18 protein-coding genes and 1 tRNA gene are annotated in these 20,151 nt (G+C 63.5%); 9 read left to right on the top strand and 10 right to left on the bottom strand.

Annotated features, from left to right (window positions below):
• Positions 1–75: 75 nt before the first annotated feature.
• Both VSR34_RS11905 and VSR34_RS11900 read right to left on the bottom strand, forming a co-directional pair.
• Entirely contained in the window at positions 76–1,194 is a 1,119-nt protein-coding gene (locus VSR34_RS11905; protein ID WP_342962558.1) for a LysR family transcriptional regulator, read from the bottom strand.
• 314 nt (positions 1,195–1,508) lie between these two features.
• A complete protein-coding gene (locus tag VSR34_RS11900) occupies positions 1,509–3,359 on the bottom strand; it encodes a phosphoenolpyruvate carboxykinase (GTP) (RefSeq protein WP_028211932.1) in 1,851 nt (616 codons plus the stop codon).
• Positions 3,360–3,787: 428 nt separating this feature from the next.
• Between VSR34_RS11900 and VSR34_RS11895 the strand changes: the two genes are divergently transcribed.
• Positions 3,788–4,801: a D-2-hydroxyacid dehydrogenase family protein gene (locus VSR34_RS11895; protein WP_028211933.1), complete on the top strand. Its 1,014-nt coding sequence runs from the start codon at positions 3,788–3,790 to the stop codon at positions 4,799–4,801.
• Between the two features lie 66 nt (positions 4,802–4,867).
• Here VSR34_RS11895 and VSR34_RS11890 read toward each other — a convergent pair whose 3' ends face one another.
• Both VSR34_RS11890 and VSR34_RS11885 read right to left on the bottom strand, forming a co-directional pair.
• Positions 4,868–5,746, bottom strand: coding sequence for a patatin-like phospholipase family protein (locus VSR34_RS11890; protein ID WP_028211934.1), 879 nt, complete (start codon positions 5,744–5,746; stop codon positions 4,868–4,870).
• A gap of 48 nt (positions 5,747–5,794) precedes the next feature.
• Positions 5,795–6,199, bottom strand: coding sequence for a PaaI family thioesterase (locus tag VSR34_RS11885; RefSeq protein ID WP_028211935.1), 405 nt, complete (start codon positions 6,197–6,199; stop codon positions 5,795–5,797).
• A gap of 265 nt (positions 6,200–6,464) precedes the next feature.
• Between VSR34_RS11885 and VSR34_RS11880 the strand changes: the two genes are divergently transcribed.
• A tRNA-Lys gene (locus VSR34_RS11880) sits at positions 6,465–6,540 on the top strand.
• Positions 6,541–6,623: 83 nt separating this feature from the next.
• On the opposite strand, the gene VSR34_RS11875 is transcribed toward VSR34_RS11880, so the two are convergent.
• Together VSR34_RS11875 and VSR34_RS11870 are read right to left on the bottom strand one after the other, a co-directional pair.
• Positions 6,624–6,881: a hypothetical protein gene (locus VSR34_RS11875; RefSeq protein WP_042288721.1), complete on the bottom strand. Its 258-nt coding sequence runs from the start codon at positions 6,879–6,881 to the stop codon at positions 6,624–6,626.
• A 435-nt stretch (positions 6,882–7,316) separates the two neighbouring features.
• Complete coding sequence (locus VSR34_RS11870) at positions 7,317–7,514, bottom strand: hypothetical protein (RefSeq protein WP_028211937.1); 198 nt, start codon at positions 7,512–7,514, stop codon at positions 7,317–7,319.
• Between the two features lie 320 nt (positions 7,515–7,834).
• Between VSR34_RS11870 and adh the strand changes: the two genes are divergently transcribed.
• The 3 genes from adh (at position 7,835) to VSR34_RS11855 (ending at position 10,393) form a co-directional block, all read left to right on the top strand.
• Positions 7,835–9,355 (top strand): aldehyde dehydrogenase, encoded by a 1,521-nt coding sequence (gene adh / locus VSR34_RS11865; protein WP_028211938.1) that lies wholly within the window; start codon positions 7,835–7,837, stop codon positions 9,353–9,355.
• A 78-nt stretch (positions 9,356–9,433) separates the two neighbouring features.
• The gene (locus tag VSR34_RS11860; protein ID WP_342962557.1) at positions 9,434–9,814 is read left to right on the top strand and encodes a DUF779 domain-containing protein; all 381 of its coding nucleotides are present in this window, start codon (positions 9,434–9,436) and stop codon (positions 9,812–9,814) included.
• Positions 9,815–9,913: 99 nt separating this feature from the next.
• Positions 9,914–10,393, top strand: coding sequence for a GyrI-like domain-containing protein (locus tag VSR34_RS11855; RefSeq protein WP_342962556.1), 480 nt, complete (start codon positions 9,914–9,916; stop codon positions 10,391–10,393).
• Positions 10,394–10,795: 402 nt separating this feature from the next.
• Here the strand turns inward: VSR34_RS11855 and gyrB are convergent, their stop codons facing one another.
• The 3 genes from gyrB to dnaA all read right to left on the bottom strand — a co-directional run bounded on the left by gyrB (position 10,796) and on the right by dnaA (position 16,335).
• On the bottom strand, positions 10,796–13,270 hold the full coding sequence (gene gyrB, locus VSR34_RS11850; protein WP_028211941.1) for a DNA topoisomerase (ATP-hydrolyzing) subunit B: 2,475 nt from the start codon (positions 13,268–13,270) through the stop codon (positions 10,796–10,798).
• 113 nt (positions 13,271–13,383) lie between these two features.
• Positions 13,384–14,487, bottom strand: coding sequence for a DNA polymerase III subunit beta (gene dnaN / locus VSR34_RS11845; RefSeq protein ID WP_028211942.1), 1,104 nt, complete (start codon positions 14,485–14,487; stop codon positions 13,384–13,386).
• Between the two features lie 288 nt (positions 14,488–14,775).
• Positions 14,776–16,335, bottom strand: coding sequence for a chromosomal replication initiator protein DnaA (gene dnaA / locus VSR34_RS11840; protein ID WP_342962555.1), 1,560 nt, complete (start codon positions 16,333–16,335; stop codon positions 14,776–14,778).
• 456 nt (positions 16,336–16,791) lie between these two features.
• Here dnaA and rpmH point away from each other — a divergent pair, with 456 nt between their 5' ends.
• The 4 genes from rpmH to yidC all read left to right on the top strand — a co-directional run bounded on the left by rpmH (position 16,792) and on the right by yidC (position 19,596).
• Positions 16,792–16,926 carry a 50S ribosomal protein L34 gene (rpmH, locus tag VSR34_RS11835; protein ID WP_026120950.1) on the top strand — a complete coding sequence of 45 codons (135 nt, stop codon included), beginning with the start codon at positions 16,792–16,794 and terminating at the stop codon, positions 16,924–16,926.
• 91 nt (positions 16,927–17,017) lie between these two features.
• Positions 17,018–17,566, top strand: a complete 549-nt coding sequence (gene rnpA / locus VSR34_RS11830; RefSeq protein ID WP_081715989.1) for a ribonuclease P protein component — start codon at positions 17,018–17,020, stop codon at positions 17,564–17,566.
• A 92-nt stretch (positions 17,567–17,658) separates the two neighbouring features.
• A complete protein-coding gene (gene yidD, locus VSR34_RS11825) occupies positions 17,659–17,889 on the top strand; it encodes a membrane protein insertion efficiency factor YidD (RefSeq protein ID WP_028211944.1) in 231 nt (76 codons plus the stop codon).
• A 30-nt stretch (positions 17,890–17,919) separates the two neighbouring features.
• Positions 17,920–19,596 (top strand): membrane protein insertase YidC, encoded by a 1,677-nt coding sequence (gene yidC / locus VSR34_RS11820; protein ID WP_342962554.1) that lies wholly within the window; start codon positions 17,920–17,922, stop codon positions 19,594–19,596.
• A gap of 130 nt (positions 19,597–19,726) precedes the next feature.
• Here yidC and VSR34_RS11815 read toward each other — a convergent pair whose 3' ends face one another.
• The gene (locus VSR34_RS11815) at positions 19,727–20,146 is read right to left on the bottom strand and encodes a transcriptional regulator (RefSeq protein WP_342962553.1); all 420 of its coding nucleotides are present in this window, start codon (positions 20,144–20,146) and stop codon (positions 19,727–19,729) included.
• Between the last annotated feature and the right edge of the window lie 5 nt (positions 20,147–20,151).

Below are 20,151 nucleotides of genomic sequence, written 5' to 3'. Positions count from 1 at the left end.
CGCGATTGTGCAAAAAGGCGCAGCTTCCCTCGAAGCTGCGCCTTTTTTATCGACCGACGAACGGCGATACCGCGCTTATAGCGGCGAAATCGCCGAAGTCCGGTTGCGTGCCGCCGACGGGCGTCCGACCTTGCGCGCGCGCTCGGCGTCCATGCCGATGTGCTCGCCGTCGCGCCGGTTCGAAGCCCCCGAAGACTGCGCTTCGTCGAAGGATTCAGGCACGACGCCGTCACGCGCCGCCGCGGAGGCGCCGGCGGGCCGTGCGAGGCCATCCTTGACCCACTGCTCACCGAGCTGGCTGTTCGGCGTCTGGCTGAAGTGCTCGACGAGGTGGTCGATGAAGGTACGCACCTTGGCCGGCAGATGGCGGCGGCTAGGATACGCGACGTTGATCTCCACCTGCGGCAGGCGATAGTCGCCAAGCAGCCGCACGAGGCGCCCGCGCGTCATGTCACGGCCGATCAGGTAGCTCGGGAGAATCGCGATGCCCATGCCCAGCAGCGCGAACTGGCGCAGCATCTCCGTGTTGTTCGCCACGATCACATTGACCGGGCGCACGCGAACTTCGCCATCGGGGCCCGTAAAAACGCGCTCGTCGCCCCAGTACTCCGAGGGCAGCGAGAGGCTCGGGTGTTCCATGAGCTGCTCGGGGCGCGTGGGGGTGCCGTGTTTTTCGAGGTAAGCCGGCGTCGCGCATACGGTCATGCAGCCCGTCGTGAGGCGACGGGTGACGATGCTTGCGCTGCGCATCTGGCGCGCCGTCACGACGCCCAGGTCGAAACCCTCCTCCACGAGATCGACCTGGCGGTCGACCAGCGTGACGTCGGGAATGACCTGCGGATAGCGCTGCGTGTACGTCTGCAGCACAGGGGCAAGATTGTGGAGACCGAACACCACCGGCGCGACGATGCGCAGCGTGCCTACGGGCTCGTGATTGCGCGCGACGACCATCTGCTCGACATCCTCGAGCTCATCGAGAATCTGCCGGGCGCGCTCGAGATAGACCTGGCCCGATTCGGTCAGGGAAAGACTGCGGGTCGTGCGATTGAGCAAACGCGTGCCGAGCCGGCCTTCGAGGTCGGCGACATGCCGCGTCGCAACCGCATTGGAGATATCCATCGCGGAAGCGGCCCGGGCGAAACTGCCGAGGTCGGCGACTTTGACGAAGACTCGCATCGACTGCAAATGATCCATGTGACAACTCCTGCTGTACTGCCCCCGCCGTTAATCAGCGGAGGAGATCGCGAATTCTCCTACGACAGCGGAAAACGTGCAGAAGTTGCCTCCCAAGCCCCTATTTTCTTTACGAATTCTTCGACTGCGCCCCAAAATGCATCAACCGCTGACGTATTGTTTCTTGGATAGAAACAATTTTGCGCGACGCAGCGAAAAGACCGGCCAACCGCCGAATAGACAGCCTTGCGCACTGCATCACCTGAGTCGGCGCCGGAATGGAAAATGGCCGCCCGTCGGCGGCCATTCTGTTAGCGAGCGCTCACTTCAGCCGATTACAGGCGTGTTTCCAGCGCTTCGCAAGCGTCCTTGAGCACTTTCGGCAGGCCATGCGCGAGTGTTTCGAACAATTCAGCGTGCAGTGCGAGTTCGGCGCGCCAGGCGTCGGGGTCGACAGAAATCACCTGTTCGAATTGCGCCTGCGTGAAGTTCAGGCCGCTCCAGTTGAGATCGTCGTAACGCGGCGACACGCCGAACGCATGTTCGCCACCGCTCGCGTTGCCCTCGATGCGGCGCACCATCCACTCGAGCACGCGCATGTTCTCCCCGAAGCCCGGCCAGACGAACTTGCCGTCCGGGCCCTTGCGGAACCAGTTCACGCAGAAAATACGCGGCAGCGTCGCGCCGAGCCTCGCCAGGCGATCGCCCACGTCGAGCCAGTGCCGGAAGTAGTCCGCCATGTTGTAGCCGCAGAACGGCAGCATCGCGAACGGGTCGCGACGCACCACGCCTTGCTGTCCCGCCGCTGCGGCGGTCGTTTCCGAGCCCATGGTCGCCGCCATGTAGACACCCTCGGTCCAGTCGCGCGCCTCGGTCACGAGCGGCACCGTGGTCGAACGGCGGCCGCCGAAGACGAAGGCGTCGATGGCCACGCCCTTCGGGTTCTCCCATTCGGGGTCGATCGACGGGCACTGAGAAGCCGGCGCCGTGAAGCGCGCGTTCGGGTGCGCGGCCTTGCGGCCGGTCTCCTTCGCAATGGCCGGTGTCCAGTCGTTGCCCTGCCAGTCGATCAGGTGCGCGGGCGGCTCGTCGGTCATGCCTTCCCACCAGACGTCGCCGTCATCGGTGAGCGCGACGTTCGTGAAGATCACGTTCTCCTTGAGCGTCGCCATCGCATTGAAATTCGTCTTTTCGCCCGTGCCCGGCGCCACGCCGAAGTAGCCCGCTTCCGGGTTGATCGCGTAGAGACGGCCGTCGGCGCCGGGCTTGATCCAGGCAATATCGTCGCCGATCGTGGTGACTTCCCAGCCGTTCATGGTGGGCGGCGGAATCAGCATGGCGAAGTTGGTTTTGCCGCACGCGGATGGAAACGCCGCCGCGACGTGGTATTTGCGGCCCTCGGGCGAGCGCACGCCGAGAATCAGCATGTGCTCGGCGAGCCAGCCCTCGTCCCGGCCCATGGTCGAGGCGATACGCAGCGCGAAGCACTTCTTGCCCAGCAGCGCATTGCCGCCATAGCCCGAGCCGTAGCTCCAGATCTCGCGCGATTCGGGAAAGTGGACGATGTACTTGGTCTTGTTGCACGGCCACGCCACATCCTTTTCGCCCGCAGCGAGCGGCGCGCCAACGCTGTGCACGCACGGTACGAACGGGCCGTCTTCGCCGAGCACGTCGTACACGGCGCGGCCCATGCGCGTCATGATGCGCATGTTCGCGACCACATACGGGCTATCCGAAAGCTCCACGCCGATATGGGCGATGGGCGAGCCGAGCGGGCCCATCGAAAACGGCACGACGTACAGGGTGCGGCCGCGCATCGCGCCCGCGAACAGGCCGTCGAGCGTCGCGCGCATCTCGGCGGGCGCGATCCAGTTATTGGTGGGACCGACATCCTCCTTGCGCGGCGAGCAGATGAAGGTGCGGTCTTCCACACGCGCGACATCCGATGGGTCGGAGCACGCGAGCCAGGAATTCGGGCGCTTCTGCGGATTGAGGCGGCGCATCGTGCCGGCCTCGACCATCTGCGCGCACAGGCGGTCATATTCCTCCTGCGAGCCGTCGCACCACACGATACGATCGGGCTGCGTATGCGCCGCGATCTTCTGCACCCAGTCGATCAGTTTCCGGTGCCGGACCCAGGCGGGCACCTGCGCGGCGGCCTGGGCTTGGTAATCGGGATGGTTCATCGAGCTGTCTCCATTTTTAGGGCTGTAAAAAGGGAATCGGCCCTTTTAGACGCTGCACGCGAGAGGCGCAACCGTTGCGAACCCAACGTTGATGGCAGGTCAACAGGCGGTTCGAATCGGACAGTTGGGCAGGTCGTCAAGGTCCTTTAGCCTGGGGTTCGAAACCGTCTGTAAAGCGGCTTGCATCGGAGCCCGACAAGCTGTTAAAAATTGCAAATTCGCGGCCGACGGCCGCGTCAACAAAACCTGCCTGCGTAGCCGAGGGGCTGCGCAAGCGAAATGCCCGCCGCCGCACGCGGCGAGCGACCTGAAAGCTCCCCATATTCATACCAGTCTTCCTGGCGCTGCATAGTGGGACAACCACCAGATAAACATCGAAGTCGCGCCGCGAATGACGCTGCGCAAAACACATACAACAACCCGCTGCCATGAAAATAGCCATCCTTGACGACTACCAGGACGCCGTCCGCAAGCTCGACTGCTTTCAACTGCTCGCCGACCACGAGGTCAAGGTTTTCAACAACACTGTGCGAGGGCTCGGCCAACTGGCCAGCCGCCTCGCCGAAGTCGAGGCCCTCGTGCTGATTCGCGAACGCACCCGCATCAGCTCGCAACTGCTCGACAAACTCCCGCATCTGCGCATGATCAGCCAGACGGGCAAGGCCGGTTCGCATATCGACATCGCCGCCTGCACCGAGCGCGGCATTGCCGTGCTCGAGGGCACGGGCTCACCCGTCGCGCCCGCCGAGCTCACGTGGGCGCTCATCATGGCCGCCCAGCGCCGCATTCCGCAGTACGTCGCCAACCTCAAGCAGGGCGCGTGGCAGCAGTCGGGCCTCAAGACCTCGGCGATGCCGCCGAACTTCGGTCTCGGCACGGTGATGCGCGGCCAGACGCTCGGCATCTGGGGCTACGGGAAGATCGGCCGGCTCGTGGCCGGGTACGGCAAGGCGTTCGGCATGCGCGTGCTGGTGTGGGGCCGCGAGCATTCGCTGGAGCAGGCGCGCGCCGACGGCTACGAAGCGGCCGCGAGCCGCGAGGCGCTGTTCGAGGAAAGCGACGTGCTTTCGCTGCATCTGCGCCTGCACGACGACACGCGCGGGATCGTGAAGCAGGAAGACCTGCTGCGCATGAAGCCCACGTCGCTGCTCGTCAACACGAGCCGCGCGGAACTGATGGAAGAGAACGCGCTGCTCGGCGCCCTCGCGCACAACCGGCCGGGCATGGTCGCAATCGACGTGTACGAAAGCGAGCCGATCCTGCAGGGCTACAGCCTGCTGCGCATGGAAAACGTGATTTGCACGCCGCACATCGGGTACGTGGAGCGCGAGAGCTACGAACTGTACTTCGGCGCGGCGTTCCGCAACATTCTCGCCTTCGATGCGGGCGATCACGCGAACGTCGCGAACCCCGAAGCGCTGAAGGGCGGCCGGCGCAAGTAAGCACGGCGTTATGGGGTGGCGCCCGCCGCCCTGCTTGCGTCCGCCTTTTGGCCGGCCGGCGCGCGCTCAAGCGCGCGCGGCCGCATCCATGACCTCGGGCAAACGCGCGAGGAAACGCTCGCCATCCACGCGGCCGAGGTTGTAAGCGTGCTGCATCTGCTGCGGGCTCGTGTAGTCCCAGCTCGAAATCGGCACCCTGGCCGAAGGCTGCACATACAGGCGTTGCTGCACGCCCTGCGCCGTCTGATGCGGCACCACGAACATCTGCGGACGCGGATAAAGCCGCGTCACCATCACCAGCACGCGGCCGGGCGTCTCGTCGAGCGCGCCGACCGGCACGTTGTCGACCATTCCGCCGTCGAGCACGGGGCGACCGTCGCGGCGCAGCACCGGCGTGAACGGCGGCGTGCACGACGACTGCAGGATGAGGTCGGCCAGATCCTCCACGCTCGCGCACTCCTGCGCCGTCACGAACTCCGGATGAAACCCGAGCTTGCGCCCGAGCGTGGGATGCAGCGTCTTGCGGATGTGCTTTTCGATGTTGTACGCGATGAGCCCCGCCGCCACGGCGCTGCGCGCGCCAAGCCAGCGCGGCACATGCGAAACGCCGATGCGGATCTCGGGCGCGTCCTGAAGCCGCGCGAACGGCTCTCCGTAGATGTCTAGCAGCGCCTGGCGATAAATGCGGTAATGCGGGAAAACCGATTCGCCGCGCAGCAGATTGCCCCAGTAGGCGTTGCGCTTGTTGTGACGCAGTGCTTCCTCGTAATAGCGCATCACCCAGTCGGCCTCGCGCATGTAGAGCATGCACGCGGTGGCCGCGCCCGCGGAGATGCCCGTGATGACGCGCGGGCGAATGCGCAGCTCAGGCTGGACGATGTCCCAGAAGCCCGCCTGCCACCAGCAGCGATTGCCCCCGCCTGCAAAAACCACCTGATCGAACATGCCTTGTGCGTCCTTCGAAACGACCGGAAACGATCGGAAGCGCCAAGCTTAATCGAGCAGCGCGTAGGTCGAGGTCGCGTGTACCGCCATCCGGCCGTCTTCGTCGTAGAGTTCTATTTCGCCGAACACTAGATTGCGGCCCATGCGCAGCACCCGGGCCGTCACGAGCACGTCGCCCTTGCGCACGGCGCGCATGAAGTTGGTGTTGAGCGCAACGGTGGTCATGGGCTTGAAGCCGCCGAGCGCGGCCGCGATCGCGACGATCATGGCCGTATCGGCCGCCGCCATGAAAACCTGGCCGCAGATCACACCGCCCGAGTGGCGCAGCTCGCCGGAGAACGGCAGGCGCAGGGTGGCGCTGTCGTCAGTCACTTCGACAGGTCTCATCCCGAGCGCGCGGACCCACGGGGCCAGCACGCGCTCCAGCAGCGCGTCGATTGCGTTGTCGTCCATCGTATGCCTTTGAGAAATGCGTGCCGCGCGGCGATTCCAGCCGGTTTGCGCCGGTTCCAACGATACGGCGACGCGCGGCGACTGGCGAGAAGCCCTTTGACGCCACGAAGTGGCGCCCATCATACCGGGACAGCGCGACCCCGCGGTGAATGCGCTCACGCCCCGTGTGGGACGGGCGTTAGACGCCGAAGTCAACTTTTTTCACAAAATTCGCAGAAGGGACTTGGCAAGTCCTGAAAAGTGATGCATAATCTTTCTTCTGTTGGGGGCGTTAGCTCAGTTGGTAGAGCAGCGGACTCTTAATCCGTAGGTCGAGTGTTCGAGTCACTCACGCCCCACCAGCAAATTCAGTCAAAAAGCCCGATCCTCGCGATCCGGCTTTTTGCATTTCTCACCCCTTTGCTGGTTTGCCAGGCCGCAGGCCCTACTTCGCGCGCCGCACGTCGCGGGACGCCTGCTTCGGGCGCGGCAGCCAGCGGCCGAGCGCCTCGAAGCCGTCGAGCTGCCTTAGCAGTGTATCGACGGTCGAAAGCTGGACATGAGTCAGGTGATTTTGCTTGAGCAGCGTATGCAGACGCTTGCGCCAGTAGGCGACGCCCATCACCGGCATCTCGAAATCACCAGCCAGCGACGGCGGCATCACACGCGCAATGTGCGCGATTTCCTGTTCGACGAATGTCATGGCTATCCCCGTTGGTCCCGCCGTAGGTTCTTTTCGTATGAAGTACTGTAGGACGCTCTGACGCTCGCGCCAGCCTACCCGTATGGATAGGTAACGAATAGTCCGACTAAAACGGGTATCGACCAGACCGGCGTCAGGGTTGGCAGCATCGCTCGGGCAGCTCGCGGCTCATGCGCCGATTCGCTCCCCGCACCGACCTTGCTTGCAACAAGCACAGAGCACGGGGCACACGAAATTTCGGAATCCAAATGATTTCATTCCGAACTGCCATCTTTGCTTTTCGCACGCTTCCTTGGGCTCTCAATCGTCCCCGGGAGGCAAGGCGCGATCCGCTCATGCTGGACGAAGATCGGAACTCGCGCCGCCCGCGCCTTATGTGGTTGGCGGCTTTTTATCGTGCCACGCTTGCGCCCCAGATCCTCTGGCCGCCAGCACTCAGAGGAAAGGTTTGCCGTCCACCTGTTCGTAGACGACGTTGCCCTCGTCGTCTTCGAATTGCTCCAGATAGTTGCGTGCGCCGCACAGAGGGCAACGGAACAAGGGCCCCTGCCCTTCGTTCTTGATCACGACCTCGCTCTGTTCCCACGGGGTGCCGCAAGACTGGTTGCGGCAAACGAATGAAGTACTCGACATGCAGACTCTCCTGACTGTTAAGGGTGCAAAGCCTACCGCATGTTGTGGCTCGAGCGCGCAAATCTCCGATCCAGCCGAAACGCGCCCCTGTTCACTTCTTGAGCAATCGGGACGCTCCTCTGTTCCGGCCTGACACAATCCGCTCGCCGCCCGCAAGGCCCGGGTCGCGCATTTCCCGGGCGCGGGCGCGCCGGCCCACCGCCACGAAGCGAGGCGCGGCCGCGCCGCCGCGCTGGCATGCTTCTCGCGTTAGATGCCGCGGTAGCGCAGCTTCGCTGCGTCCATCCATATCGAGATCGAGAACACAGAGGAGCACGGAGATGAATCACGCTGAGATGCAATTCCTGACCACCGAATTCCCCTTCAAGAAGCAGTATGGCAACTTCATCGGCGGCGAGTGGGTGGCCCCGCTCGGCGGCGAGTATTTCGACGACATCTCGCCCATTACCGGTCACGCGTTCACGTCCATTCCGCGCTCGCGCGAAGCCGACATCGAACTCGCGCTCGACGCCGCCCACAAGGCCAAGGCCGCATGGGGCAAGACCTCGCCCACCGAGCGCGCCAACATCCTGAACCGCATCGCCGACCGGATCGAGCAGAACCTGCACAAGATCGCCGTTGCCGAAACCATCGACAACGGCAAGCCGCTGCGCGAAACGCTGGCCGCCGATATCCCGCTCGCCGTCGACCACTTCCGCTACTTCGCGGGCTGCGTACGCGCGCAGGAAGGCGGCATCTCCGAGATCGATCACGACACGGTTGCCTATCACTTCCACGAGCCGCTCGGCGTGGTCGGCCAGATCATTCCGTGGAACTTCCCGATCCTGATGGCCGCCTGGAAGCTCGCGCCCGCGCTCGCGGCCGGCAACTGCGTGGTGCTCAAGCCGGCCGAGCAGACGCCCGCCTCGTTCCTCGTGCTCACCGAGCTGATCCAGGACCTCCTGCCGCCGGGCGTGCTCAACGTGGTGAACGGCTTCGGTCTCGAAGCCGGCAAGCCGCTCGCCTCAAACAAGCGCATCGCCAAGATCGCCTTCACGGGCGAGACGACGACGGGCCGCCTCATCATGCAGTACGCGGCCCAGAACATCATTCCGGTGACGCTCGAGCTGGGCGGCAAGAGCCCGAACATCTTCTTCGCCGACGTGCTCGACCACGACGACAGCTATTTCGACAAGGCGCTCGAAGGCTTCGCCATGTTCGCGCTGAATCAGGGCGAAGTTTGCACCTGCCCGTCGCGCGTGCTCATCGACGAGAAGATCTATGACCGCTTCATGGAACGCGCGCTCAAGCGCGTCGCGGCGGTCCAGCAAGGCCACCCGCTCGACACGAAGACCATGATCGGCGCGCAGGCCTCGCAGGAGCAGCTGGAGAAAATCCTTTCGTACATCGAGCTGGGCAAGCAGGAAGGCGCGCAATGCCTGATCGGCGGCGAGCGCAACCAGCTGAGCGGCGAACTCAGCGACGGCTACTACGTGAAGCCCACTGTCTTCCGCGGCCACAACAAGATGCGCATCTTTCAGGAAGAGATCTTCGGGCCGGTGGTTTCGGTCACGACCTTCAAGACCGAAGAAGAAGCGCTGGAAATCGCCAACGACTCGCTCTACGGCCTGGGCGCAGGCGTGTGGACGCGCGACGGTACGCGCGCCTACCGCTTTGGCCGCGCGATCCAGGCGGGCCGCGTCTGGACGAACTGCTATCACGCCTACCCCGCGCATGCCGCGTTTGGCGGCTACAAGCAGTCGGGCATCGGGCGCGAAAACCACAGGATGATGCTCGACCACTACCAGCAGACCAAGAACCTGCTCGTGAGCTATAGCGAGCAGCCGCTCGGGTTCTTCTGATCGCGCAGCGTGCCCATGGCGGCGCGCCCCGCGACGGGTGCGCCGCTTCGTCCATCACCTCATCGGGAGCGTTGCGACATGGTCGAACGCGTTACCGCCACACCGGCCGCACTCGCGCTGATCGAGCAGCTCGCGCGCGAGCACGGCCCCGTGCTCTTTCACCAGTCGGGCGGCTGCTGCGACGGCAGCGCACCCATGTGCTTTCCCGTCGGCGAGTTCATGGTCGGCAACGCCGACGTGCAACTGGGCGAGATCGGCGGCATGCCGTTTTACATGACGGAGGCGCAATATGAGTACTGGCAACACACTCAGCTCATCATCGATGCCGTGCCGGGCAACGGCGGCATGTTTTCGCTCGAGCGACCCACGGGCCTGCGCTTTCTCACGCGCTCGCGGCTATACGACGACGCGGAGAACGCGTGGCTCGCGGAACATCCGGTAACGCGCGTGAGTCTCTGAGGCTCGCGCGGCACGTGAAGTACGTCGCCCGTGGCGCGGTGCTATCTTCGTTCGCATGCGGCTGCGCATTCGCGTGGCCATCGCATCGGAGGCACCATCATGCCAAACCATGAAGTGAAGCTCGTCACGCTCGAGCCAATGGATCTGCTCGCCGTCAGTCACGTGGGCCCGTACACGAAGATCGGTGACGCTTTCTACACGCTCGCGCAATGGCTCGGCGAGCGCAATGTGCGGACATCGGGCGCGAAGATGGTCGGCATCTATTACGACGATCCCAATACGGTCGAAGCATCGAAGCTGCGCTCGAAGGCGGCGCTGCATCTGCGGCACGAAACCGACGTGGAAATCGTGGCGCCTGTCGAGAAGTTTCAGCTGCGCGGCGGCGAGCACGCAATGATGCTGCACACGGGGCCGTACGAGGGGCTGCAGCGGGCGTGGATGTGGTTCTACAACGAAGGGTTGAACAGGCTGGGCCGGACTCCGGACTATTCGGCGCCTTCGTTCGAGATTTATCTGAATACGCCCGATCAGGCGGCGCCGGAGGACTTGAAGACGGAGCTTTATATTCCGCTGGCTTGATGCGCGCTGTCCGCAGCAGGGTTCGCGCGATGCCGCCTTGGCAGTTTTCCGGCGGCATCGCCGTTTCCGATGCGAGGGTTCTAAGGTTTTTTTAACTTATGTATACGTAAACGTAGTAATAGTTAACAAGCCCCTGGGTAATCTGTGGATAACCGAGGAAAACCATTGAGTAAACAAGGCTGTGGAGAAATCATAACCTTGCGGGCGTTAACGGGACAACGCCAGGCTGCTGCTGGCAACTTTTCCGCTTTTTTTGCGCCGTCGAAGTTATCCCCGATTCATGCACAGTGATTTCCAGGGGTTTTCCGAGGGTTATCCGCTGGGGGTTGTGGATAGGATGCCGGCGAAAAAAAAGCGCCCCGAAGGGCGCTCTTTCGCGGGCGACAACGCAGACACAGACGCTCAAACGTCAATATTCCCCGCCCGCAACGCATTGCTCTCGATGAACGCACGACGCGGCTCGACGTCATCACCCATGAGCGTCGTAAAGATGCCATCGGCGGCAATCGCATCCTCGATCTGCACGCGCAGCAAACGGCGCACAGCCGGATCCATCGTCGTTTCCCACAGCTGCCCGGGGTTCATCTCGCCGAGGCCTTTATAGCGCTGCTTCGACACGTTGCGCTCCGCATCGGCAATCAGCCACTTCATCGCGCTCTTGAAGTCGTTCACGGCCATGCTGCGCTCGCCGCGCTTGATGAACGCGTTCTTGCCGATCAAGCCCTTGAACGTATTGGCGGTGTTCACGAGCTGCTGATAATCGGCGGTGAGCTGGAACTCCTCGTCGATCACCGACACCTTCACGTTGCCGTGATGGCGGCGCTCGACGCGCAGCGAACGCTGCTCGCGCACCGGGTCGTACATCGGCACCACGGTCACTTCGGGCTTCAAAGGATCGTCGCGCAGCTGCGCCTCGAGCGCGCGCGCGGAAGCCTCGGTCGATTCTTCGCTCGCGAGATCGATCGCCACGCCGTCCATGATCGCTTCGAGCGCGCGCACGTCGTACAGGCGGCTCAAACGGTCCACCACGCCGCGCGCAAGCTGATACGAACGCGCGAGCTCGCCGAGCGCATCGCCCGAGATCGGCGTTGCACCTTCGCTCGGCACGAGTTCCGAGCCTTGCAGCGCGAGCCGCAGCATGTGCGCGTTGAGATCGGCGTCGTCCTTCAGGTAGCGCTCGTCCTTGCCCGCCTTGAGCTTGTAGAGCGGCGGCTGCGCGATGTATACGTAGCCACGCTCGATCATTTCCGGCATCTGGCGGTAGAAGAACGTGAGCAGCAGCGTGCGGATGTGCGCGCCGTCCACGTCCGCGTCGGTCATGATGATGATGCGGTGATAGCGCAGCTTCTCGAGGTTGTAGTCGTCCTTGCCGATGCCGCAGCCAAGCGCCGTGATCAGCGTGACGATCTGCTCGCTCGAAAGCAGCTTGTCGTAGCGCGCCTTCTCGACGTTCAGCACCTTGCCGCGCAGCGGCAGGATTGCCTGGAACTTGCGGTCGCGGCCCTGCTTGGCCGAGCCGCCTGCCGAGTCGCCCTCGACGATATAGACTTCCGACTTCGCCGGATCCTTCTCCTGGCAGTCCGCGAGCTTGCCCGGCAGGCCCACGCCGTCGAGCACGCCCTTGCGGCGCGTCATCTCGCGCGCCTTGCGCGCGGCGTCACGCGCACGCGCGGCGTCGACGATCTTGCCGCAGATGGTCTTGGCGTCGTTCGGCGTTTCCAGCAGGAATTCTTCGAGCGCCTTCGCCACCACTTCTTCCACGGGCGCACGCACTTCCGACGAAACCAGCTTGTCCTTGGTCTGCGAGCTGAACTTCGGCTCCGGCACCTTCACGGAGAGCACGCACGAAAGACCTTCGCGCATGTCGTCGCCCGAGGTTTCGACCTTGGCCTTCTTCGCGATCTCGTTGTCGGCGATGTACTTGTTGATCACGCGCGTCATCGCCGCGCGCAGGCCCGTGAGGTGCGTGCCGCCGTCGCGCTGCGGAATGTTGTTCGTGAAGCAGAGCACGCTCTCGTTGTAGCTGTCGTTCCACTGCATCGCCACTTCGACGCCCACGCCGTCCTTCTCGCTCTGCACGTAGAAGATGTTCGGGTGCAGCACCTGCTTCTGCTTGTTGATGTACTCGACAAAGCCCTTCACGCCGCCCGCGAACGCGAAGTCGTCTTCCTTGCCGGTGCGCTGGTCGGTGAGGCGAATGCGCACGCCGTTGTTGAGGAAGGAGAGTTCGCGAATACGCTTGGCGAGAATGTCGTAGTGATACTCCACGCTGCCGAAGATCGTTTCATCGGCCATGAAGTGCACTTCGGTGCCGCGGTTTTCGGTGTCGCCGAGCAGTTGCATGGGCGAGACCGTGTGGCCGTCGCGCTCTTCGAGCACGCGGTTCTGCGGCACGCCACGGTGGAATTCCATGAAGTACTTCTTGCCGTTGCGGCGCACGGTGAGACGCAGAAAGCTCGAAAGCGCGTTCACGCACGATACACCCACGCCATGCAGGCCGCCCGAGACCTTGTAGCTGTTCTGGTCGAACTTGCCGCCCGCGTGCAGCTCGGTCATCACGATTTCGGCGGCGCTGCGCTTCGGGTCGTGCTTGTCGTCCATCTTCACGTCCGTGGGAATGCCGCGGCCGTTGTCGGTGATCGAGATGGAGTTGTCCGCGTGAATCACCACGTGGATGTCGTTGCAATAGCCGGCGAGGGCTTCGTCGATCGAGTTGTCCAGCACTTCGAAGACGAGGTGGTGCAGACCGGTGCCGTCCGACGTGTCGCCGATGTACATCCCGGGCCGCTTGCGCACCGCCTCCAGTCCTTCGAGGATCTGGATCGACGAGGCGCCATAGCTGCTGTTGTCGGGTTGCGAGTTGTTCGTATCAGTCATGGAATTTTCCGGTTCTGCGTACTGCCTGTGTTGCTGCTCGAGACTCTTTCAAAAAGCCATAAAAACGCCAAAGGGGCGCAGCGCCCCCTGGTGTTCTTCTTCTGTCGCGCTTTCTAGATGCGCATTGGCATCACCACGTACTTGAATTCCTCGTTCTCGGGAATCGTGATGAGTGCGCTTGAGCTGGCGTCGCCGAGGCTCACTTCCAGGTTGTCGACCTTCAGGTTCGCGAGGACGTCGAGCAGATACGTGACGTTGAACCCGATGTCGATGGTGTCGCCCTGGTAGGCGATTTCCAGCTCTTCCTGCGCCTCTTCCTGGTCGGCGTTGGTCGACATGATCTTGAGCTGGCCCGGCTCGATGATGCAGCGCACGCCCTTGAACTTGTCGGACGTGAGAATCGCCGCGCGTTGCAGCGAGCGTTGCAGCTCTTCGCGCCCGATCTGGAAGGTGTTCTTGTGCGCCTTCGGAATCACGCGCTGGAAGTCGGGGAACTTGCCTTCCACGAGCTTCGAAACCAGTTCGACCTGGCCGAACGTGAACTTCACCTGGCTCGCGCCGATGTCGATCTTCAGCGAATCGTCGATGTCTTCGAGCAGGCGCTGGAGTTCGAGAATGGTCTTGCGCGGGATGATGACTTCCTGGCGCGCGAACGAGCCTTCGATCTTCATCGACGAGAACGCGAGGCGGTGGCCGTCGGTCGCCACGGCCATGAGCTGGTCGCCGTCCACGACGAGCAGCATGCCGTTCAGGTAGTAGCGGATGTCCTGCTGCGCCATGGCGAAGTACACCATGCCGAGCAACTGGCGGAAGGTCTTCTGCGGCACCGAGAGGCTCGCGCCGAAGTCCTTCGCCTGGGCCACCGTGGGGAACTCGTCCGCGGCGAGCGTCTGCAGCGCGAAGCGGCTCTTGCCCGACTGCACCGTGAGGCGCTTGTCGGCGAGCGTGAGCGTGACCTGGCCGTCGGGCATCGCGCGCAGGATGTCGAGCAGCTTGCGCGCCGCGACCGTCGTGGCCACCTGGTCATTGCCCACGCCGAAGTCGGCGGTCGTGGTGATCTGCAACTCGAGGTCGGTCGACAGGAACGAGACGTCGGAACCGGTTTTGGTGATCAGCAGATTGGCGAGGATCGGCAACGTGTGGCGGCGTTCGACAATGCCGCTCACCGTTTGCAGCGGCCTCAGCAGGTTATCGCGTTCGGTCTTGACCAGTTGCATAGAGTTCCTTCGTTGATGTGACGGTCTGCTCGCCCGCCTGGCGCCGTTTTTGCCGACATGACCCCACGTATGTCATGCGACCACCGGCGCCGCCAGGACGGTTGATGCAGAACAGGCCGCGGCGTGGTTCCCGCCCCGGACCGCCGGGCGGTTAAACCCATATTGTGCCTGAAAACGGACCACTTCCCTAAATTGGGGGCGATCCGCGAAATAAACAGGCCTAACCCGCCGGCGGGTGGTCGAAGATCCGACCATTACCCCGGCCATTCACCTGCTGATGACCTGCGATCAACCCTTCAGCGTCTGCTCCAGCACGTGCAGCTCGTGGTTGAGCTGGGCGTCCTTGGTGCGCTCGTCCGCGATCTTGCGCACGGCGTGCAGCACCGTGGTGTGGTCGCGGCCGCCGAACAGCTCGCCGATTTCCGGCAGGCTCTTCTGCGTCAGCTCCTTGGCCAGATACATGGCGATCTGGCGCGGTCGCGCGATATTGGCCGGGCGCTTCTTCGAATACATGTCGGCGACCTTGATGCTGTAGAAGTCGGCCACCGTCTTCTGGATGTTCTCGACCGAAATCTGGCGGTTCTGCACCGTCAGCAGGTCCTTGAGCGCTTCCTTGGTGAGCTCGATCGAGATCTCGCGGCCATGGAACTTCGAATAAGCGAGGATCTTGCGCAGCGCGCCTTCGAGCTCGCGCACGTTCGAGCGCAGATGCTTGGCGACGAAGAACGCCACATCCTCGTTCAGGCTCACGCCTTCCGACTGCGCCTTGCGCATCAGGATGGCCACGCGCATTTCCAGTTCGGGCGGCTCGATCGCCACGGTCAGGCCCGAGTCGAAGCGCGAGATCAGGCGGTCGTCGATACCCGAGATTTCCTTCGGATAGGTATCGCTCGTGATGATCACCTGCGCCTTGTTGGCGACCAGCGCCTCGAACGCGTAGAAGAACTCTTCCTGCGTGCGCGACTTGCCCGAGAAGAACTGGATATCGTCGATCAGCAGCAGGTCGAGCGAGTGGTAGTAGCGCTTGAAGTCGTCGAACGCCTTGCGCTGGTACGCCTTCACCACGTCGGACACGTACTGCTCCGCGTGGATGTAGCGGATGCGCGCACCCGGCTTGTCGAGCAGGAGCTGGTTGCCGATCGCGTGAATCAGGTGGGTCTTGCCGAGGCCCACGCCGCCATACAGAAACAGCGGGTTGTACGAGATGCCCGGATTGTCCGCCACCTGGATGGCCGCCGCGCGCGCAAGCTGATTCGCCTTGCCGGTCACGAAGTTGTCGAACGTGAGCACCGGGTTGAGCTTCGAGCGCTCGTAGGTCGGATCGGCTTCGCTGCTCGATGCAGCGGCGGCCGCGCCCTGGCCCGGGCGCCAGGTGCGGCGGCCGGCGGCGGCTTCGTTGGCGTCGAGACTCGGCAGATCGAGATCGGCGGCATCGTCGGCGGTGGCGTGCGCCGCGACTGAGGCCGCCTGCACCATGCCGGCCAGACCCGTGCCGGCGGTCACGGCAGCCGGCTGGTGAGCGGCCGCGGCCACGGCCGGCGCGGCGGCCAGCGGCGCGCGCGGAGCGGCGGCGGGCGCCACATGAGGCGCGCGCATGCCCGCCTTCGGGTCGAGGACGAACTGCACGTCGACGGGGGTCTGCCAGAAGTCACGCGCCAGATCGGTGATCCGGCCCGAAAACTGGCTTTTGACCCAGTCGAGCTTGAAGCGGTTGGGAGCGGCTATCTGCAGCGTGTTCGCCGCAGCATCGAAGGCAACCGGGGCCAACGGTTTAATCCACGTCACGTACTGCTGGGGCGTTAGCTCACGCTCCAGCAGTGCGGAACAGTGTTGCCAGAAATCGTTCATCGAGTTGCTGTGGTCGTTTTGTTTGCATGCGTTGCCGCCGCTTCGCTCTTGCCGCACAAGCGCGACGAGGCCCTGACGAGGCGACAGCAATAGCTCCGGAAGCCCGTGCGGCAAAGGTCTTGCGGCAAGCAGGCTGGCCGGAGCGGCATGCAGGATTCTTAGGATAGGCGAGATTCTAACGCCGAAATCCCCTCGCCAGGAAGTTATCCACAGGGACGGATCAACGCACGGCCGTTCGGCTCGTGCAGCGGCCAGCCAGTGCCCAACCGGTGGTCAGCTCGTGGCCAATGGGTGCCTCAATCTGACTGTCGTACACGGTTCGATACCCTAACCTATTGACGGCCAACGAAAAACCGGCTTAAATAGCGGGTTCCGCGAAAACCAATCCCTAGTACCACCGGCCATTGCTTTTTTCCGCGATGCTCGCCGCGGTCAAAACTCAACAGTGAGAGCAACATGAAACGTACTTTCCAACCTTCCGTTACCCGTCGCAAGCGTACCCACGGTTTCCGCGTGCGCATGAAGACCGCCGGTGGCCGCAAAGTGATCAACGCACGCCGTGCGAAGGGTCGCAAGCGCCTCGCCGTCTAAGTCGGGCAGCATCGCTATCAGCGAAATCACGGGTAGCGGTCCGGTCGCGGACACAGTGAACAGGGCAAACCTGGCATTCGATCAAGGCATCATGCCGTCGCGAACGCAAGCCGCTTTTCCGAAAGCCGCAAGGCTACTGAAAACGGATGAGTTCTCATCCGTTTTTCGTTTGCGCCCCTGGCGCCGCACCGAGCACTTCGTCGTGTACGGGCGGCCCACGGGCAACGAGGCGCGGCTCGGGCTCGTAATCGGCAAGAAGTTCGCGCCGCGCGCGGTCACGCGCAATCTGGTGCGCCGTATCGCGCGCGAGGCGTTTCGCGTGCGTCGCGCGCAGTTCGAAGGCTTCGACCTGCTGTTGCGCCTGCATACGAAATTCGACCGCAAGGCACTGCCCTGCGCGTCTTCGCCGGGGCTCAAAGCGTTGTGCCGCGGCGAGATCGAGACCTTGCTGGAAAAGGCCGCGCGCGAAGTCACGCGGCGTGCGGCCGCGTTGCCTGCCACGCCTGCGACATCCGCGCGCACCCCTTGCACGACGCAGGTCGCGGCACCACTTGCAGAACCGGCAGAACCAGCAGAACCGGCCCGTGACCAGGCCGGTAACGATTTGCCGCCGGCCCACGGCAATTCCCGCTCGTCATGAGCGGGGCGCGCGAGTCCGGCATTTCCGAAGTAGACCCCGCGCAAGCGGCACGTGGTTCGTCATCGAGCGCGGCGCAGTCGGGCCGCAACGCCATGCAAACGGTACTGATCGCACTGCTGCGTTTCTACAAGCTTGCCGTGAGTCCCCTCCTCGGCAACCGCTGCCGTTTTTATCCTTCCTGTTCGGATTACGCGCGCGAGGCAATCCAGTATCATGGCGCCGCGCGCGGGACTTACCTCGCCGCACGGCGGCTGTGCCGCTGCCATCCGTTTTCGGCGGGCGGCGTCGATCTCGTCCCACCCGCCTCTCCGAAAAAGCGCTGACGCGCCATTGCATCGACACTGAGACAACGCATGGATATCAAACGCACCGTCCTATGGGTCATTTTCTTCATGTCAGCGGTCATGCTGTACGACAACTGGCAGCGCGACCACGGACGCCAGTCGATGTTCTTCCCGAACGCGACGCAAACGCAGACGCAAACCGCCACCAGCGGCCCCGCGCCCGCTAGCGCCGCCAACGGCGCGTCCGACCTGCCGGCGGCCACGCCCGCAGGCCAGGCGCCGACGAACACCGCCCAGCCCGCCGCCGCCGCGGCGCAACTCGTGCATTTCCGCACCGACGTCTACGACGGCGTGATCGACACGCGCGGCGGCACGCTCGTGAAGCTTTCGCTCGTGAAGGAAAGCGCCGACGGCAAGGGCCCCGACCAGTACATCACGCTGTTCGACCACACGAACGACCACACGTACCTCGCGCGTACGGGTCTGCTCGGCGGCGACTTCCCGAATCACAACGACGTGTTCACCGCGCTCGAAGGTCCGCGCGAGCTGACCGGCGACGCCAACTCCTTCCAGGTCGCGCTGCAGTCGCCCGAGAAAGGCGGCGTGAAGGTCACCAAGACCTACACGTTCACGCGCGGCAGCTACGTGATCGGCGTCGACTGGAAGGTGCAGAACGTCAGCGGCGCGCCGGTCTCGCCCACGCTCTACATGGAAATCGTGCGCGACAGCGAGCCGGTAGAAACGCCGCGCTTCTCGCACACCTTCATCGGCCCGGCCGTGTATTCGAACGAGCATCATTTCCAGAAGATCACGTTCGGTGACATCGACAAGAACAAGGCCGACTTCGTGACCCAGTCCGACAACGGCTGGATCGCGATGGTGCAGCACTACTTCGCCACCGCGTGGATCCCGCAGCAAGGCGCGAAACGCAGCATCTACGTCGAGAAGTTCGACAACTCACTGTACCGCGTGGGCATGAAGCAGCCGCTCGGCACGATCGCGCCGGGGGCGACGCAAACCGTGCAGGCGCGCCTCTTCGCCGGTCCGCAGGAAGAGCGCATGCTCGAAGGCATTGCGCCGGGTCTGGAGCTCGTGAAGGACTACGGCTGGGTGACGATCATCGCCAAGCCGCTCTTCTGGCTGCTCGAGAAGATCCACGGCTACGTGGGCAACTGGGGCTGGTCGATCGTGCTGCTCACGCTGCTCATCAAGGCCGTGTTCTTCCCGCTTTCCGCCGCCAGCTACAAGTCGATGGCGCGCATGAAGGAAATCACGCCGCGCATGCAGGCGCTGCGCGAGCGCTTCAAGAGCGACCCGCAAAAAATGAACGCGGCGCTCATGGAGCTCTACAAGACCGAGAAGGTGAATCCGTTCGGCGGCTGTCTGCCGGTGGTCATCCAGATTCCGGTGTTCATCTCGCTGTACTGGGTGCTGCTCTCGTCGGTGGAAATGCGCGGCGCGCCGTGGATTCTCTGGATCCACGACCTCTCGCAGCAGGACCCGTTCTTCATCCTGCCGGTGCTGATGGCCGTCTCGATGTTCGTGCAGACGAAGCTGAACCCGACGCCGCCGGACCCCGTTCAGGCGAAGATGATGATGTTCATGCCGATCGCGTTCTCGGTCATGTTCTTCTTCTTCCCGGCCGGTCTCGTGCTGTATTACGTCGTGAACAACGTGCTCTCGATCGCGCAGCAGTACTACATCACGCGCATGATGGGCAAAGGCAAGACGACGAAGGCAGCCTGATCGGGATGGCGGCGCGAAGCCGCTACCTGAACCTCGAAAAAAAAGCCGTCCGGTAAGAACCGGACGGCTTTTTGCCTTGCTGGAGCACCGTTTCCGTGATCGCGCAAAGCGCGGCGTTCGTGCGGGCGGGTCAGTCCTTGTCCGCGTCGCCGTAGAATTGGGCAACCAGCTCCTGCACGAGATAGCGGTGATGAGCGCTGAGCAACTCGATCTTCGAGGCCAGCTCGAGCGTTTCCTCGGAAAGCGGGTATTTGTCGTCGGGCTTGCGGGGTCGCGGCACTCCCGAGCCCGCGCTGCCCGGCGGACCGTAATGGAGCCAGTGAAGGTCGACGTCGAACCAATTCGCGAGCGTTTCCAGTTTGTCGTGCGTCGGAATCGTGCGGCCGCTCAGCCACTTGTGAGCGGTTTGCGGCGACACCGGATGCTCGCCGTGATGGCGCAGGTTGAACCGGTTGGCCAGATCGGTGCTGCCACGCAGTTTTTCGGGCGCGCGCTTCATCGCGAACTTCAGACGTTCGGAAAAAGCGGTTTTTTCTTCGGATGTCGGCATGGACC

It is taken from the genome of Paraburkholderia sp. JHI2823, assembly GCF_038900695.1.
Lineage (GTDB): Bacteria > Pseudomonadota > Gammaproteobacteria > Burkholderiales > Burkholderiaceae > Paraburkholderia > Paraburkholderia mimosarum.
Note: the sequence above shows the minus strand (reverse complement) of the source record. Positions and strands in the feature narration are given on the sequence as shown.

What these genes read in the sequence shown, in the direction of transcription:
- VSR34_RS11905 (WP_342962558.1), bottom strand. Translation starts at nt 1,194, where the DNA reads ATGGATCATTTGCAGTCGATGCGAGTCTTCGTCAAAGTCGCCGACCTC.
- VSR34_RS11900 (WP_028211932.1), bottom strand. Translation starts at nt 3,359, where the DNA reads ATGAACCATCCCGATTACCAAGCCCAGGCCGCCGCGCAGGTGCCCGCC.
- VSR34_RS11895 (WP_028211933.1), top strand. Translation starts at nt 3,788, where the DNA reads ATGAAAATAGCCATCCTTGACGACTACCAGGACGCCGTCCGCAAGCTC.
- VSR34_RS11890 (WP_028211934.1), bottom strand. Translation starts at nt 5,746, where the DNA reads ATGTTCGATCAGGTGGTTTTTGCAGGCGGGGGCAATCGCTGCTGGTGG.
- VSR34_RS11885 (WP_028211935.1), bottom strand. Translation starts at nt 6,199, where the DNA reads ATGGACGACAACGCAATCGACGCGCTGCTGGAGCGCGTGCTGGCCCCG.
- VSR34_RS11875 (WP_042288721.1), bottom strand. Translation starts at nt 6,881, where the DNA reads ATGACATTCGTCGAACAGGAAATCGCGCACATTGCGCGTGTGATGCCG.
- VSR34_RS11870 (WP_028211937.1), bottom strand. Translation starts at nt 7,514, where the DNA reads ATGTCGAGTACTTCATTCGTTTGCCGCAACCAGTCTTGCGGCACCCCG.
- adh (WP_028211938.1), top strand. Translation starts at nt 7,835, where the DNA reads ATGAATCACGCTGAGATGCAATTCCTGACCACCGAATTCCCCTTCAAG.
- VSR34_RS11860 (WP_342962557.1), top strand. Translation starts at nt 9,434, where the DNA reads ATGGTCGAACGCGTTACCGCCACACCGGCCGCACTCGCGCTGATCGAG.
- VSR34_RS11855 (WP_342962556.1), top strand. Translation starts at nt 9,914, where the DNA reads ATGCCAAACCATGAAGTGAAGCTCGTCACGCTCGAGCCAATGGATCTG.
- gyrB (WP_028211941.1), bottom strand. Translation starts at nt 13,270, where the DNA reads ATGACTGATACGAACAACTCGCAACCCGACAACAGCAGCTATGGCGCC.
- dnaN (WP_028211942.1), bottom strand. Translation starts at nt 14,487, where the DNA reads ATGCAACTGGTCAAGACCGAACGCGATAACCTGCTGAGGCCGCTGCAA.
- dnaA (WP_342962555.1), bottom strand. Translation starts at nt 16,335, where the DNA reads ATGAACGATTTCTGGCAACACTGTTCCGCACTGCTGGAGCGTGAGCTA.
- rpmH (WP_026120950.1), top strand. Translation starts at nt 16,792, where the DNA reads ATGAAACGTACTTTCCAACCTTCCGTTACCCGTCGCAAGCGTACCCAC.
- rnpA (WP_081715989.1), top strand. Translation starts at nt 17,018, where the DNA reads ATGCCGTCGCGAACGCAAGCCGCTTTTCCGAAAGCCGCAAGGCTACTG.
- yidD (WP_028211944.1), top strand. Translation starts at nt 17,659, where the DNA reads ATGCAAACGGTACTGATCGCACTGCTGCGTTTCTACAAGCTTGCCGTG.
- yidC (WP_342962554.1), top strand. Translation starts at nt 17,920, where the DNA reads ATGGATATCAAACGCACCGTCCTATGGGTCATTTTCTTCATGTCAGCG.
- VSR34_RS11815 (WP_342962553.1), bottom strand. Translation starts at nt 20,146, where the DNA reads ATGCCGACATCCGAAGAAAAAACCGCTTTTTCCGAACGTCTGAAGTTC.